We start from the raw sequence: 15,353 nt of genomic DNA, 5'->3' as shown, positions 1-15,353 counted from the left end.
TATGACTAATAAAATTCGTTTAGCGATTACAACAATATTGCTTACCCTTCTTTCTTTTAACGTATTGGCAGAAGAAGCAAAACCGTTGGCTACCTGGGCTCCTGTCTTAAAAAATGCTATGCCAGCTATTGTGAACGTTGCTGTACAAGGTTATCTGCCGAGTATGCCCCCTACGTCTGAAGACAATGAAGACAACCAGGAAACGCCTACCCCCCAACAACTTCCTGAAAAACCAAGAAAATTTCAAAGCATTGGTTCTGGTGTGATTGTTGACCCGCAAAGTGGCGTTATCATTACCAATGACCATGTGATTCGTAATGCATCTTTAATTACTGTTACTTTAAATGACGGACGTCGATTAAAAGCCAAGTTAATTGGAGGTGACAGTGATACTGATATTGCCGTGCTTAAAATTGATGCGAAAAACCTCAAAAGCTTACCCATAGGCAATTCTGACAACGCAGAAGTAGGTGATTTTGTAGTCGCCATTGGAAATCCCTTTGGACTGAATAGCTTTGGTAATAGTCAAACAGCTACTTTTGGAATTATTAGTGCAACCAAACGCAGTGATTTAAATATCGAAGGTTTAGAGAACTTTATTCAAACGGATGCGGCCATTAATCCAGGGAATTCAGGGGGCGCGCTGGTAAACAGCAAAGGTGAATTAATTGGCATTAACACAGCCATTATCTCACCCTATGGTGGTAACGTGGGCATCGGATTTGCCATTCCTATCAATATGGCCAAAGACGTTGCTCAGCAATTGATTAAATTTGGTACCATCCATCGTGGGTTAATGGGAATTTTTGTGCAACATCTTACTCCTGAGTTAGCTCAAGCTATGGGCTATCCCGAAGATTTTCAAGGTGCAGTTATTGCCCAGGTCAATCAGGACTCCCCTGCTGAAAAAGCAGGCCTTAAGCCTGGTGATATCATTACAAGAATTAATGATACCAAGATAACTCAGGCGACTCAGGTCAAAGCAACCATTGGCTTATTACGTGTTGGTAGTGAAGCAAAGCTTACTATCCAGCGTGATGGAAAAGAAATGAGCTTAAGCGCCGTTGTTACTGACGTTAAAAAGCACGAGCAGCATTTACAAGCCAGCAATCCTTTCTTGTATGGACTTGCTTTGAAAAACTTCGAACAAGATTCTCCGTTGCATGGTCACATCGTAGGTGTTCAAGTTTCTGGTGCCGCTGAGAACAGTGCTGGCTGGCGAGCAGGATTAAGACCCGGAGACATCATTATTTCTGCAAATAAACAAACTACACCTAGTGTAAGGGCGCTACAAACGATTGCTCAGCAACAAAACAAGCAATTGTTAGTACAGGTTCTTCGTGGTCCTGGTGCTCTTTATTTGCTTATCGTTTAGTCAATTTACCTTCACTTATCTCTCCTGAATGCGGTGTAAAGCCGCATGAAGGATCTTCTGCAAACGAAAGTTCAACCATAGGATGACATTTTTTATGGAACATTTTTTGTAGAGTAATCTAAAAGAAGTTAAAATATTCACTTTTTGGTATTGACATCAAACGCTTAAAGAGACAAAATCACGGCCTCTTGTGGCTATGTAGCTCAGCCGGTTAGAGCGCGGCACTCATAATGCTGAGGTCGGTGGTTCGAGTCCACCCATAGCCACCATTAAATAAAAGCGTGGGTGTAATAAAATGAAACCCAGGTGCGTATCTCAACCTTAAGCCCCCTTCTAATATAAGTTTAAATTCTCTCTTTAACACAATTAAAATTGTCCCTAATTCTCCTAAAAACCTATTGTATCCTCTCAAATTTAGTTATGATGGTGTTATCAATTATTTTATGGTTGTTTAATGCGAAAGATTGCAGTTGCTATACTGATTTTGTTTTGTTTGACAGTCACTTGTGCAACAGAAGTTCATATCAAGTCGATTACTATTGATGGTCAATCGGCTTATATGCTTCAGGTGACAGGGTTTGCACATCAAAACAATGCATTGCAGCTTAAATTTAAATTGTCTTCCGCATTAAAACAACCCATAGCGATTGAACAGCCCACGAACTCAAATAATTATGTTGTTAAAGTCGGACCTGTTCACGATTTAAAATTGGCTCAAGAACTGCAAAAAAAAATAATTGAAGAAACACAAAGTAAAACAACGCTATTAAATACGAGTGCTACCAATAATAAACCTCCAGCAATCGCATCTCCAGTTACTATTGTCAATGACAGTGGCGAAGAAGAGGAGATAAACCCTCCTGCCAAAAAATTGTGGAACTTACGTAATGCAGACATCCGTGCGGTAATAGCGGAGGTCTCGCGCGTAACGGGTAGAAATTTTATTGTTGACCCACGTGTCCAAGGAAAAATATCAATCGTTTCAAGTACACCGATTTCTGATAAAGAACTGTATCAAGTATTCTTGTCCATGCTGCAAATTTCAGGTTATGCAGCTATACCCAGTGGGGATGTAATTAAAATCGTCCCCAATATTGATGCTAAAACTCAGTCGCCTTATGGATTAAGCTTGTTAAAAAGCCCTCCTCAAGGCGATGAAATGATGGTAGCCGTAGTACCAGTGCATTATGTGCCTTCCGAACAACTTGTCCCTGTCTTACGGCCATTAATGCCGCAATGGAGTAGTGTTTCTGCTTATGCACCTTCCAATATGCTTATTTTATCCGGCCGTGCCAGCAATATTAAACAATTGGTAAGGATTATTAGGCAGGTTGATAGTTCTTCTGCTAACGGCATTGATATGATTCCTTTAAAACATGCCCTGGCGATGGATGTGGCCAGCACATTAAAGGATTTAATAAAAACACAACCAGGTCTTAGCAGTCACGCTCAAACAATGATTGCTGCCGATGATCGCAGCAATGCCATATTATTAAGCGGGAGCAGGACAGACAGGATTCGATTACGTTTATTGATTGCAAAATTAGATCGCCGAAGCACTTATGGTACAGACGGTAATACCCAGGTTGTGTATTTAAATTACCTAAGGGCGGAAGATTTAGTCCCCATTTTAGCAGGCATTGCCCAAGCGAATTTTAGTGGCAACGTAGGAACGACTATTGGCACAATCACCCGTCCTGAATTAGATAGTACCAATCCTGCTTCAAATCTTGTAAGCAACTCCTCCAGTGGTAATCAAACGCCTGCACAAACAACACCGCCTGCTGCCACTAATCCGGCTGCAACGCCTAATACTACAGGTGCCGCAACACAGACTGAAGGAACAACCAAACCCACTGTACAAATTATTGCTGAACCAAACACAAACTCCATTATTCTGAATGCACCAGTCAGTTTGATTCGCACATTAAAATCAGTCATTCGTCAATTGGATATTAAACCCGCCCAATTGCTGATTGAAGCCTTAGTCGCCGAGATAGATGAAAATGATCTGAATAGCTTAGGGATAGAATGGGGAAGTGATCGGCAAACTGGCGATCCTGCTGATTTTAGACCCGGTTTTGCCATTATTAATTCACAAACCAGAATTGATGATTTTCAAGCTCAAATTTATGCATTGGCACGCGATCGGAAGGCCAATATCCTTTCTACGCCTTCGGTGGTAGTACTGGATAATCGACAAGCTAAAATTCTTGTAGGCCGACAAGTGTCTGTCGCTTCAACAAGCTATCCTAATAATGCAGGCGGTACAACGGTAGCCAGTCCATATACCACCTTTGATCGTGTTAATGTGGCGCTGCATTTGTATGTAAGACCACAAATTACCCAAGGTAATGGCATTCAATTACAAATTGATCAAGGCAATGATACGATTGACCCCTCCTCGACATTAAACACCGATAATCCGGTTTTTAAAATCTCAAGTATTGTTACCTCTGTCCATGTAGAGAGCGGGGATATTGTTGTATTGGGTGGTTTAACACAAGATAGCATTGGAAATGATGACAACCGCCTTCCTATCATCGGTGATTTGCCAGGAGTGGGACGTCTTTTTCAGCATAATATTCAAAGCCGTGAAAAGCGCGTATTAATGGTATTTATCAAGCCTTGCATACTCAGAAGTCGTAATGATGCACTGTTTGTATCAAGTGGCAAATATAAAGATGTTCGACAAGAACAATTAGAGTTTTTACGGGAACAGCCTTATAACCCTGAAAACAATGATATCTTGCTACCGTCCATGAACCAAGCAGCATTGCCGAGGCCTTTTAGTCAATCTACCCAACAAACTGTTATACTTAAACAACAACCTAAACAACGCATCCTCATGACCAAATAAGTATGGAAAATCAGGAAAAACTAAAACGCCTTCCTTATGCCTTTGCTAAAACACAAAGGGTTATTGCAAGCTTGCAAGACAATGGCGCAATCGTTGTTTATCATCTTGCGAATCCTTCATTGCCTATTTTGGCTGAAGTAAAACGCTTGCTTCAATGTGAACTGACATTCGCTGAAGTCAATGAGTCAGAGTTCCAACAGCATTTAGCACAAATTTACCAATCTCAATCCTCGGTTTTCGATGCTGCCGAAATCATGGAAGAAGATATGGATTTATCATTACTTGCCGACCAATTACCAGTGAGTGAAGATTTACTGGACAACCAAGATGATGCACCGATTATTCGACTATTGAACGCTTTATTTACACAAGCCATTAAGCAAAAGGCCTCTGATATACATATTGAAACTTATGAAAACCGCGTTCTTGTGCGTAACCGGATTGATGGTGTTTTAAATGAGGTTTTGGAAATTCAACGGGCAATTGCCCCTTTAGTGATTTCTCGTGTCAAAGTAATGGCAAAATTGGATATTGCGGAAAAGCGCATTCCTCAAGACGGACGCATTGCGTTGCGCATCGGAGGCCATAATATTGACGTGCGTGTTTCTACACTACCCTCTAACCATGGGGAGCGTATCGTCCTTCGCATTCTGGATAAGCAAGCAGCCCAACTAGATTTAAGCCTTTTAGGGATGCCGCAGTCCACCTTAAAGGCCATGCGAAAAATGATTGCCGAACCTCATGGAATTATTTTGGTCACAGGACCGACAGGCTCCGGTAAAACAACCTCCCTTTATGCGATGCTGACTGAGCTCAATGAAGTTAGCCGTAATATCTTAACCATTGAAGACCCTATTGAATATGATTTACCTGGCGTAGGTCAAACGCAAGTAAATACCAAGGTGCAAATGACTTTTGCCAAAGGGCTACGAGCTATTTTACGTCAGGATCCAGACGTCGTGATGATCGGAGAAATTCGTGATTTAGAAACAGCAGAAATTGCTGTCCAGGCAAGTCTAACAGGACATTTAGTACTTTCTACTTTACATACTAATAGCGCTCTTGGTGCTATCACTCGCTTGCATGACATGGGCGTAGAATCCTTTTTATTAGCATCAAGTATTGTAGGATTAATTGCTCAGCGGCTCGTCCGTAAATTGTGTCCACATTGTAAAAAACCACATCATTTGCGCGACGATGAAATCGAATTAATGCGCCTCTCACCTGATTCAGACATGTCCAAAGTTTGTGAACCTAGAGGATGTGAACTGTGTAATAATTCAGGATATCGGGGTCGAACAGGGATTTATGAGTTAATTCCTATGGATGAAACCCTTCGGGGCATGATTCATCGAAATGAAAATTTACAAGTTATTGATAATTACTTGCGACCAAATGTCCCTACCATCCGTGAAGATGGTTTTAAAAGGGTTTTAGCAGGTGATACTTCTTTGGCGGAGATTCTGCGGGTAACTAGCCAACACTAAGGTGCAATTTACCGCAAATACTGAGGCTGACTAGCGTGACGGTTTGTTAGGTCATGATAATTTTGAAAAATTTCTTTTTTTTCCAACTCAGTTTTGGAAAAAGGATCATTTAGTAATTTATCAATAGAACGTAGTGTCCATGCCAAGTGCAGGTTCAACACGTCAAAATAGTCATTTATCCCTTCTAAAGAGTCTTCAATTCCATCAATCATAGCATCACAGTGATAAACAATTGCTTTTGCAACATCCCGATTTTCCAATTGAAATCCAAGGCGAGTACTTATTATCTTCATGAAGACATCTGGGGATGTTAAGGTCAGATTACAAAGAAAATAGGGTTTTTTTAGCAAATATTCAGCTAGCTTTGTCATAAACTCAATTTCTTTTATCTGATCTAGTATTATAGCAACTTGCTTTTCAGGTCCAAGAGAAGCAAACTCAATACCTGCTCTAGCTGAGATCCAGGAAATAAAATCATTTCTGGGCCGAGGGGTAAAAATTGTAAATTGAAAATACGGGTACCCCCTGCCTCTTGTGCTTGGTAAATCCCAGGTAATATATGAACCATTAGCCTGGGCAAGTGCTTCCATTTTTAACTTAACGACATACCCATCAACATAATTTTCAATAATGGGGAGTGCTTGTTTTACAGCTGCAGTTAATTCCCGTAACGAGAGAGAAGGACCGTTTTTATAATTTTCCAATGCTTGTTTAAGTTTTTGTACGGATGGATGGATATATTTTCCTGTGTTTCTCGTCGTTTGCAGCTCAAACATGTAAGCCAAAGATTCCTCTAATGCCATTAATGGATCTTTCATTACACTTCCTCTGTCCACCTCCTATTTTTAACCTTAGTTCAAAAATCTTCATTTACCAAATTCTATTGCTCATTCAGAAATGCTTACATTGATTTCTCTTTGATTGCTATTTGTATTTAATGTTCACTTAATGTGCCACTGTTAAACTTTCCATATTGTTAATACCTTAATACTGCCAATGTCTTTTGAAGTTTTCTTTGACTCTCGTGGTAAATCACATTTAATTTATATTCAAGATAAACACTGCTCATGTGGTATAGCGTGCATCGCAACAGTGATGAGCCTAATCTCTAACTGCCAAACCATTGAGGAATCCTATCTGCGGCTAGCTAGTCAACAGTTTAAACAAGGGTATAAACCACACCCCGCTGACGTAGGGGCAAATCAACGCACTTTTATTGCTGCTTTAATGGAGAAGGAACAACAGTCCCTTCCGTACTCTGCTTCACAAGGATTCTTTAAAAAACTAAGGGCAGGCACCGGCGTTTCTGCAATTGCTCAAACCTTAGCCTTATATAATTTTTATTCTGATAAAAAAACACTTGCAGAGCTTTCAAAAGCCAATACAGTTAATTATGCGAGCAAATTAAAATCAAAAATTACTTTGTTAGGTGTAAAAAATTATAATCAGTGTGATCATGCCATTATTGTTCGTGATATTTGGGAAGACGGGACATGGATTATTTATGATCCTGCTTGTGGTCTGGTTGAGACCAAACAGGTTAATCAGTATTACAATTTGTTTCCCTATAAAAACTCACTAACCTGTTCTTTTACAGTACCGGGAACTAAAACGAAGGAAATGGATTTAGAGGAAGGCTTTCAAGAAGCAGGAAGCAATGAAATGATTGCTTCCGACTTTGTAGACTCCTGGGCAACATGTATTCTTATCTAGCCCAAAAGATAATAGTGACCTTGATATTTTTTATTATTTTTTTCATCAAGGTCGTGAATTTAGTTACTTAAGGTATTGGTTGTAGTTCCTGTATCGTTATCGCTGTCGTCCGTAGTTGTACCACTTGTGCCAATACCAGAATTGGTTGTACCTGTATCTGTGGTTGTATCAGTACTTGGGGTAGTATCGGTAGTACTGGGTTCCGTTGGCGTAGTATTTCCATCAGCAGGTATTGCACTTGGGGTGGTTGGATCAGTGCTTGGAGTAGTACTGTCTATAGTTCCTGGTGTGGTAGTAGTACTATCTGGAGTTGTAGCCGGAGTGGTATCACTGGGTGTAGATGTTGGCATACCCGTAGTAGTGCCTTGATCCACCGTGCTGGTATCGTCATCTACAGAAGTTGAACCAGTCGCAGTTGACATATCTTCATGATTAACGGTAAGAGGGCTATCCGTAGTGAGGCTTGTATCAAATGGATCACTCATAGGGTGGCTATCTTCCGTCGAGGTTACTGCTGGACTGCTCTCATCGGTCGAAGTAGTATCCGTTGTCGTTCCGGCATCGCTACTTGCAATTCTAAGCGTTCCCTGCTCCTGATTTACTGAGGAACTTCGTTGTTGAGAATCTTGATTAAGTGAATTTACGTTAGCATTTGCAAACATCGTGACCCCAAATGTTGCTAATAAAATTGAGACTATTCTTTTCATAACGCTCTCCTTCGCATTCGTTTTATTACTGCCAAAATGCTAAATTTTTGTTCAGTTACAATCCCAGTATAGATGAAACTATTAAGATTTATAGATTAAAGTTGATATTTTTTTATCAGAACTTGGGGAGAAATAAAATAAAGATATTTTTTACCATCAGGCCAACGCCATAGCGTTTATGCTAGCTAATTCAAACAAATGGGTAATTATACCCATGGAAAAATAAAGGCACCATATGTACAATTTGTAGCCACTAATGCGCCATTAGAGTGAGTCTGTCATGTCGCCTGAAGACAAAGAATTCCTAGATAGTCTTTTAAAAGAAATCGAGCCTTTACTAATGGATAACATTGTCCCCCATGATTATGCAAGTCTTAAAGCGCAGATTGTTAATCAAGAATTAATGGATGAATTAGAAGCGCTGCGTGAATTATTAGCACACAAAACTGACCAATTTGAAGACGCCTTTAAAACTCGATGCAAAGAACGTGCTAAACGTAATGAAAATACCTGTCTTAGCTTTTTTGCCCTCCCCTTAGGTTCTTGTAATACCCTTTACTGGCAAATTGCAGAGCGTTTGTTTAAACCCAAAACGCTAGGGGAAATGTTTGAATTATTACTTTCAGACAGTGCCAGTTTAATCAATCCTGAGTTTTATCTGGATTTACCGCCCAATTCAACCAGTGAGCAACTAATAGCTGCTTCAAAACATGCATCCATTGAACTTTGCGCAAAGCCATTTGCTGAGTTGACTGAAGCGCCTGACATGAAACGTCTTACACAATTTATCATGGCTGAAAACTGGCTTTTTGATATCAATGAACTTGCTGAATTTAACTTTGTACACCACCAAGCTTTATTGAAGACACTGCAGAATAAAAAATCAACTTTGATAGAGAAACTATATCAGCATAACCCCTCCTTACAAACTCTCTACACGCAATTGTTGACCGTCAATAATCAAGGTCAGTCACTTTACGAAGCAATAAAGCATTTAATTCAGGAGTTAACACTGGGTGGGGAACGCTTTACTGGGGATGTCTACGCCAGCACGAAAGCCCAAGTGGCCTATACTGATTTTCTTTCCCATTTGAACTCTTTCCCGTCACCCATTAAAGCCTCTTTCATGGCTTTGAAAACATCTTATAATCTTACTCTTAATGAAATTTTAGATGATCTCAATCAAGAAGATTGTGTCGAAACAGGGGCAAGCCGATTACGAGAGATTCTAGACAATCCTGTTAACCTTTCAGTACTAAATACTAAACCGAATCTTTCTCAAGAAGAAATTGATGCCATTAAAAATCAATATGAAAAAAATTCGCTACCTCTCACAGGGAATGATTCCACCAATAATTTACCTGCCAATTATTTATGTACCCAATTAAGCCGTCTTGAAATAAGTGATGAATTTAACTACCTGGATCTATTGATTGCTTTTCCTCCCAGTTATTATGACTCCTTATTAAAATTTGCCCAAATTAAATGCAAGCCTACGTTTCCAATCAAACTATTGGAAATGCTTAAAACAGGCATCCTGAGTAAAGAACAGTTGGACGCTTTAGTTGAAGCAATCAAGAATAATGTAAACAAAGTTGGTATTATTCCGGCCCTGAGTTATGCAGTAGAGCTTAAAAATTACGACTTACTCGAGTCTTTACTTGCCATCTCAGAACCACGACAACTTACAGATTTCCATTTACTCTCTAAAGAGGACACTCCTCTCTTGTGGAACATCTATCAGGACGAAAAAGCTTGTGAGATTATTTTATCCGTCTGGAAATCTGCTGAAAAATCTCTGAATACTTTTAGAGCGCGTTGTCTGCTGGAAGAAGAAATTGACTACCCCTCAGATGTAACTCGCCGTTTGGAAACTGTACCTGAAAATGAGCGTTTTGAAATCGTTTCTATAAAAAATGCGCGCGGAGACAATCTCGCACAATCTGCTTGTTATCGTACAGCCTCACTCTTAACGATACTTGAATTACTGCCTGAAAATAAGCGTATTTCCGTCATTCTTGACAAAAATAACGCGGGAGATACCCTTTTGCATCGAGTTGATACAGGGACTCTAAAAGGACTTTTAAAACTTCTGCCTGAAAAAGATAGGTTGGAGGCCATTAATAGTAAAGATAACAAGAATTCGGCTGTTATCGAGCGACTTAAACTGCAGCAGGTAACTGATCTTTTGGATATATTTCCCGAGGAAAGTCGGCTAGAGGTATTTACTTATAAAAATGATAACTTATTTAATGTTGCAAACAATTCTGATGACTTATTAAAAATTTTATCCTTACTACCTGAAAACGCTCGTCTTTCCCTTCTTCGTCGGGAATGCGAAGACTTTACCGTTTTTTATTGGTTTATCAGCAAAATCAGGTACGTGTCCTATATTCATAATCCTAATCTATTCGCTGATTTTTTATTATCTTTTTCAGAAAATAATCGCCTTGAGATTATTCAAATGAAAGATAGCGAAGGCACTCCTTTTTTCAACCCAGACGGTTGGTCATTAGCCTCTTTGATAGCTACTTTTAATTTATTTCCTAAGAAAGATCGCCTTTCGATAATGCTTCAAGAAAATAAAATGGGTAAAAATTTTTTACAGTCTTTAGCCACAGCAGAAAGTCTTGTTCTTCTGAAGCTTCTCCCTGAAGAAGATCGATTTGCTGCGCTAAAATGCAGGCCACCAAATGGTTCTAGTTTGCTAGAAAAAAGTGCAGGTTTAGTTATGTTAAAACCTGCTTTAGAAGTACTGCCTAAAGAGGAGCGGTTATCAGCAATTCTTGAACTCTTTGAAAAAACACAAAAGAAAAAAATTTATGAGCTTATGGGACCAACACAATTTATTGATCTTTTAGAGGCACTACCCAAAGATGATTGGTTTGACACCATCGGTTATATTCATCAACACAACAACTTTTATTTACATCATTTGGTTTACCTTTTAATTCAAAAAATTGACACTGCGACTGAAGTTAACCTGATACATATTGAAGCGCTGCAAACTGTTTTAGTAGTGCTGTCTGAAATTCCCTTAGTACGAATTAAGAACATGCAGCTTGCTTCTTTGGTTGAGTTTCATCGGCAAATTAAGCAATTAAAACATCATGGCAGTACTTTACAGGAAGGAAAGGAGTCAGAAAGCCTTGATTATCTTGAAGGACAAAAGGCAATAAAACTTGCGGAAAAATTTGAAGGGTTAGCTATACAATTTATCGCGGCTAAAAACAGCGATAGTAATGCTCAGCTCCAAACGATTAGGGAGGAATTTAAAATTGCCCTTGAGTCAGGTTATCAGGAAATGCATACTCACCGTAGCTTATGGAAACCTATTTTAGCCAATATCGCCATCGCAGCCACAGGCATCGGCCTTCTGGTTATAATCGCCAAATATCTAACGACTGGCAGTGCCTTTTTTGCTGAAACCCAGCGCCAAAAAATGGTGCACTCCATTGGTCATCAATTAGATTGCTTAGCACCTTGATACATTTCAGGGTAAGTGCTGACTTTAGCACTTTAATGGGCAATAAAGAGCTATATTCCAATCACCCTTGTAATTTTATTCAGCACGTCGACGCCAGGTAGTCCCATTAGGACCATCCTCCAGTTCAATCCCTTGATTGGTTAACAAAGTACGAATCTCATCAGCACGAGTCCAATTTTTAGCTGTTCTTGCTTGAAGTCTTTCCTGGATTAACTGTTCAATTTTATCTCTTTCATGATCATTAAGCCCTGCTTGCAAAAAGGCGTCGGGTGAACTTTGTAACAAGCCAAGAAGTGACGCTAAATACTTTAATGTACCTGCTAGTTTTGGGGAGTTAGTTTTATTAATTTCATGACTTAATTGAAATAGAACAGCTAACGCAACTGGCGTATTAAAATCATCATCCATGGCTTGATTGAACTGTTGAACCCAATATTCATCAATTTCATTATTTGCACCAGGCACATCTTTTAACGATTGATACAATCTCATCAACGCTTTACCGGCGTTTAATAAATTTTCTTCCGAATAATTTAATGCACTGCGATAATGACTGCTCAACAGAAAATAACGAATAATCTCGGCATTATACTGTTGAAGCACCTCTTCAATGGTAAAAAAATTACCTACTGATTTTGCCATCTTCTCATTGTTGACTTGTAGCATCCCTACATGCATCCAGTAATTAGCAAAAGTTTTACCACTGGCGGCCTCACTTTGGGCAATTTCATTTTCATGATGAGGAAATTGCAAATCCAGCCCGCCACCGTGAATATCAAATTGTTCGCCCAATTCATGCATTGCCATAGCAGAACATTCAATGTGCCATCCGGGACGTCCTTCACCCCAGGGTGAAGGCCAGCTAGGTTCTCCTGGCTTTGCCATTTTCCATAAGACAAAGTCCAGAGGCGATCGCTTTTCTTTGACCACCTCAACACGAGCTCCCGCCATTAATCCTTCCAGATCTTTGTGGGATAATTTACCGTAGCCCTTAAAATTTTCTACCTGATAGCAAACATCGCCATTTTCACTGACATAGGCATAGCCGTTATCAATTAACCGCTGTATTAGCTTTGTAATCGACTCGATATGGGCTGTTGCCCTAGGCTCTATGTCTGGCGGCAAAATATTTAAAGCCTTGGTATCATCATGCATAGCTTTGATATAGTGCGAGGTTAATTCTTCGATAGAAATACCACGCTCATTGGCCCGGGAAATAATTTTATCGTCAATATCGGTGATATTACGAACGTAAGTTACTTTATAACCTTGTGAACGCAAGTAGCGCACGATGACGTCAAAGCAAACCATGGAACGGGCATGCCCTAAGTGACAACGATCATAAACCGTGATACCACAGACATACATGGCAATTTTACCAGGATGTATTGATTTAAATGGTTCTTTGGTTCGTGTTAAAGAATTATAAAGATGTAACATTACAGCCCCTTTAGCTTATTTTTCCCCAAGTATCTTTAAGACCTACGACTCGATGAAAACAACTTACTTTACCGTTTTCAATCTTATTCACACAATAGTAGCCCAGGCGTTCAAATTGAAAGACTTCACCAAGTGGTTGCGTTGCTAAAGAAGGTTCGCATAACCCCTGCTTCGCTTCTAAAGAATTCGTATTTAGGAACTGCAGAAAATCCTCTTCGCGTGCCGGATTAGGATCCGTAAATAGTCTATCGTACTGTAAAATGGTTACTGGATGTGCCTCCTTACAAGATACCCAATGAATAACGCCTTTCACTTTTCTATCAACAGGATTTTTCCCCAGGGTATTCTCGTCGTAAGTACAACGTAACTCAGTAATATTACCTTCAGCATCACGAACCACATCAACACAACGAATCACATAAGCCTGCCTTAAACGGACTTCTGTACCGGGAGCCAAACGGAAATAATCCTTCGGTGGGTTTTCCATAAAATCACTACGCTCGATATAAATCTCGCGACTGAATGGTAAAATGCGCGTTGCTGATTCGGGGTTTTGTGGATTGAATTTACCTTCTAATTGCTCCACTTGATCATGAGGGTAGTTCTCGATGACTACCTTTAGCGGGTCCAGCACGCAAAGCGCGCGTTTTGCTGTCTTATTCAACTCATTACGCACAGCCTCTTCAAGAATGGACATATCTATTACAGAATCACTACGTGAAATTCCTATAATCTCGCAAAATTGTTTAATGGCTTCTGGTGGATAGCCGCGTTTACGCATACCGCGTAAAGTCGGCAACCTAGGGTCATCCCAGCCGGTAACAATCTTTTTCTCCACCAAGTCGCGTAATTTTCGCTTTGATGTGACTGTATGCGATAAATTTAGGCGGGCAAATTCAGTTTGCACAGGTTTAGCTGGAACTGGCAAGTTATTAATAAACCAATCATATAAAGGACGATGATCTTGAAACTCCAGTGTACATAAGGAATGGGTTATTTTTTCCAGAGCATCGGAAACTGGGTGTGCGTAATCGTACATGGGATAAATACACCACTTATCACCTGTGCGTTGATGTGAAGCATGTCGTATGCGATAAATGACGGGATCGCGCATGTTAACGTTCCCGGATTGCATATCTATTTTAGCACGCAACACGTGCTCTCCATTAGCAAACTCACCCGCTTTCATACGCTCAAATAGCTGCAAATTTTCTTCAATACTTCGATTGCGATAAGGACTTTCACGTCCTGGCTCAAGAAGCGTCCCTCGATGGGCACGTATTTCCTCAATAGTCAGACTATCTACGTAAGCTTTACCTTGTTTAATCAAATAAACCGCATAATCATGAAGTTCCTGGTAATAGTCAGAGGAATGAGTCAACTCATCCCAGCTAAACCCCAACCATTTCACATCATCAATAATGGCATCTACAAATTCCTGCTCTTCTTTGATAGGGTTCGTATCATCAAATCGCAGGTTACATTTCCCCTTAAACTCTTCAGCCAAGCCAAAATTCAAGCAAATTGATTTGGCATGACCAATATGTAAATAACCATTCGGCTCCGGTGGAAAACGGGTAATAATCTCTTGATGTTTACCACTTGCTAATTCTTCAGTAATTAATTGCCTGATGAAATGGGTTCTTTTTTCACTAACGTTACTCATGTTTTCACTCATGTTTATCAATCATTTGCCGCATCTCAGTAATTAGAGAAGCACCTGCAGCACAAGCATTATGATCGGCCTTGAAAGCTTCATAAATAGTATTAATTAATGCTGCACCGACAATTACACCATCCGCAAATTCTGCCACTTTAGCTGCCATTGCAGGAGTTTTAATACCAAAGCCTACCATAAGAGGCAAATCGGTTTGAACTTTCCGCTGTTGGTATCGTTCCCTTACCTGCTCTAAATCAAAATCATCGGATCCTGTCACCCCTTTCAAGGAAACATAATAGAGATAACCTTTACCATAAGTATTGATTAACTCCATCCGTTCATCAGAAGTGGTAGGGGAGCAAAGATAGATGCTATACAAATCATTTTTCTGCCACAGGGAAGCAATTAATTCACTTTCCTCTGGCGGTAAATCAACCATAATTGTGCCATCAACACCTGTTTCTTTTGCCTTTCTGGCAAAACGTTCATAACCGTATTGTTCAATCGGGTTTACATAGCCCATTAATACAATAGGAGTGTCTTGATCCTTTTGACGGAATTGCTCTATGAGAAAAAATACATCATCGCAGCTCACCCCTTGAACCAACGCTCTTTCCATTGCAG

The 15,353-nt window shown here is 39.9% G+C and carries 10 protein-coding genes and 1 tRNA gene; 6 read left to right on the top strand and 5 right to left on the bottom strand.

Annotated features, from left to right (window positions below; genetic code table 11):
* The first annotated feature begins 1 nt into the window (after position 1).
* The 4 genes from Ljam_RS02875 to lspE all read left to right on the top strand — a co-directional run bounded on the left by Ljam_RS02875 (position 2) and on the right by lspE (position 5,722).
* The gene (locus Ljam_RS02875; protein WP_058448626.1) at positions 2 to 1,375 is read left to right on the top strand and encodes a Do family serine endopeptidase; all 1,374 of its coding nucleotides are present in this window, start codon (positions 2 to 4) and stop codon (positions 1,373 to 1,375) included.
* Positions 1,376 to 1,567: 192 nt separating this feature from the next.
* Positions 1,568 to 1,644, top strand: a tRNA-Met gene (locus tag Ljam_RS02870).
* Positions 1,645 to 1,829: 185 nt separating this feature from the next.
* A complete protein-coding gene (lspD, locus tag Ljam_RS02865) occupies positions 1,830 to 4,235 on the top strand; it encodes a GspD family T2SS secretin variant LspD (protein WP_058448625.1) in 2,406 nt (801 codons plus the stop codon).
* Between the two features lie 2 nt (positions 4,236 to 4,237).
* Positions 4,238 to 5,722 carry a GspE family T2SS ATPase variant LspE gene (gene lspE, locus Ljam_RS02860; RefSeq protein ID WP_058448624.1) on the top strand — a complete coding sequence of 495 codons (1,485 nt, stop codon included), beginning with the start codon at positions 4,238 to 4,240 and terminating at the stop codon, positions 5,720 to 5,722.
* Between the two features lie 8 nt (positions 5,723 to 5,730).
* On the opposite strand, the gene Ljam_RS02855 is transcribed toward lspE, so the two are convergent.
* A complete protein-coding gene (locus Ljam_RS02855) occupies positions 5,731 to 6,540 on the bottom strand; it encodes a hypothetical protein (RefSeq protein ID WP_058448623.1) in 810 nt (269 codons plus the stop codon).
* A gap of 178 nt (positions 6,541 to 6,718) precedes the next feature.
* On the opposite strand from Ljam_RS02855, the gene Ljam_RS02850 reads away from it, so the two are divergent.
* Positions 6,719 to 7,435 carry a hypothetical protein gene (locus Ljam_RS02850; RefSeq protein WP_058448622.1) on the top strand — a complete coding sequence of 239 codons (717 nt, stop codon included), beginning with the start codon at positions 6,719 to 6,721 and terminating at the stop codon, positions 7,433 to 7,435.
* A 59-nt stretch (positions 7,436 to 7,494) separates the two neighbouring features.
* On the opposite strand, the gene Ljam_RS02845 is transcribed toward Ljam_RS02850, so the two are convergent.
* Entirely contained in the window at positions 7,495 to 8,142 is a 648-nt protein-coding gene (locus Ljam_RS02845; protein ID WP_058448621.1) for a hypothetical protein, read from the bottom strand.
* 280 nt (positions 8,143 to 8,422) lie between these two features.
* Between Ljam_RS02845 and Ljam_RS02840 the strand changes: the two genes are divergently transcribed.
* A complete protein-coding gene (locus Ljam_RS02840; RefSeq protein WP_058448620.1) occupies positions 8,423 to 11,629 on the top strand; it encodes a hypothetical protein in 3,207 nt (1,068 codons plus the stop codon).
* Between the two features lie 75 nt (positions 11,630 to 11,704).
* Here the strand turns inward: Ljam_RS02840 and cysS are convergent, their stop codons facing one another.
* From cysS to trpA, 3 genes are all read right to left on the bottom strand, one after another.
* Complete coding sequence (gene cysS, locus Ljam_RS02835; RefSeq protein WP_058448619.1) at positions 11,705 to 13,069, bottom strand: cysteine--tRNA ligase; 1,365 nt, start codon at positions 13,067 to 13,069, stop codon at positions 11,705 to 11,707.
* A 10-nt stretch (positions 13,070 to 13,079) separates the two neighbouring features.
* Positions 13,080 to 14,735, bottom strand: a complete 1,656-nt coding sequence (locus Ljam_RS02830; protein ID WP_058448679.1) for a glutamine--tRNA ligase/YqeY domain fusion protein — start codon at positions 14,733 to 14,735, stop codon at positions 13,080 to 13,082.
* Positions 14,736 to 14,739: 4 nt separating this feature from the next.
* A partial coding sequence (trpA, locus tag Ljam_RS02825) for a tryptophan synthase subunit alpha (protein ID WP_058448618.1) occupies positions 14,740 to 15,353 on the bottom strand: 614 nt, incomplete at its 5' end.

The sequence above is a fragment of the Legionella jamestowniensis genome, from assembly GCF_001467745.1.
Lineage (GTDB): Bacteria > Pseudomonadota > Gammaproteobacteria > Legionellales > Legionellaceae > Tatlockia > Tatlockia jamestowniensis.
The sequence above is the reverse complement of the archived record's forward strand: the minus strand, read 5'-3'. Positions and strand labels throughout refer to the sequence as shown.

Coding starts and splice junctions, on each gene's coding strand:
- Ljam_RS02875 (WP_058448626.1), top strand. CDS start 2: ATGACTAATAAAATTCGTTTAGCGATTACAACAATATTGCTTACCCTT.
- lspD (WP_058448625.1), top strand. CDS start 1,830: ATGCGAAAGATTGCAGTTGCTATACTGATTTTGTTTTGTTTGACAGTC.
- lspE (WP_058448624.1), top strand. CDS start 4,238: ATGGAAAATCAGGAAAAACTAAAACGCCTTCCTTATGCCTTTGCTAAA.
- Ljam_RS02855 (WP_058448623.1), bottom strand. CDS start 6,540: ATGAAAGATCCATTAATGGCATTAGAGGAATCTTTGGCTTACATGTTT.
- Ljam_RS02850 (WP_058448622.1), top strand. CDS start 6,719: ATGTCTTTTGAAGTTTTCTTTGACTCTCGTGGTAAATCACATTTAATT.
- Ljam_RS02845 (WP_058448621.1), bottom strand. CDS start 8,142: ATGAAAAGAATAGTCTCAATTTTATTAGCAACATTTGGGGTCACGATG.
- Ljam_RS02840 (WP_058448620.1), top strand. CDS start 8,423: ATGTCGCCTGAAGACAAAGAATTCCTAGATAGTCTTTTAAAAGAAATC.
- cysS (WP_058448619.1), bottom strand. CDS start 13,069: ATGTTACATCTTTATAATTCTTTAACACGAACCAAAGAACCATTTAAA.
- Ljam_RS02830 (WP_058448679.1), bottom strand. CDS start 14,735: ATGAGTAACGTTAGTGAAAAAAGAACCCATTTCATCAGGCAATTAATT.